The 531-nt window shown below is 68.0% G+C and carries 2 protein-coding genes; both read right to left on the reverse strand.

Annotated elements, in window-relative coordinates; all coding sequences use genetic code 11:
• On the reverse strand, window positions 1-233 hold a 233-nt coding region (locus tag ABD990_RS34215), incomplete at its 3' end, for a DUF411 domain-containing protein (protein WP_425569725.1).
• Window positions 234-257: 24 nt separating this feature from the next.
• The coding region (locus ABD990_RS34220; protein WP_345384950.1) for a copper resistance protein B at window positions 258-531 on the reverse strand (274 nt) is incomplete at its 5' end.

The raw sequence follows: 531 nt of genomic DNA on the forward strand, positions 1-531 counted from the left end.
GCCATGCCGGCGTTGCGGCGCACGGGGCCGGTGTCCTGGACGTCGTGGGTCGTGACTTCAAAGCCGTTGTCGCGCATGTGCTTGACCCAGTCTTCGCAGCAGCCGCAAGTGGGGGTCTTCCAGACCTGGACCTTGGGCGCCGGTTGCGCCAGCGCAAAGGCCGGGGCGTAAAGCGGCAGGCACAGGACGGCGGCCAGGACCAGGCGACGGGTGGGGGCGAGCGTTTTTTTCATGGGGCTCCGTTGACGGGCAAGGGGTCAGAACCAGAAGCGCACGCCGGCCAGCACGGCGGCCTGCGAGCGGCTTTGGCCGGCGTCGGACGCGTAGTCCGCGGTGCGGCCGAATTTGCGTTCAAAGGATACGCCAACGTAGGGGGCGAATTCCCGCGTGACCTCGTAGCGCAGGCGCAGTGACAGCGAGCCCTTGGACAGGCCCGAGCCGATGCCGCGTTCGGGGTCGTTGCGGCCGTAGGCGCTGGCTTCGAGTTCGGGCGTGAAGATCAGGCGCTGGGTCAGCAGCAGGTCGTATTCG

The sequence above is a fragment of the Pseudonocardia yuanmonensis genome (assembly GCF_039542425.1).
GTDB lineage: Bacteria > Actinomycetota > Actinomycetes > Mycobacteriales > Pseudonocardiaceae > Pseudonocardia > Pseudonocardia yuanmonensis.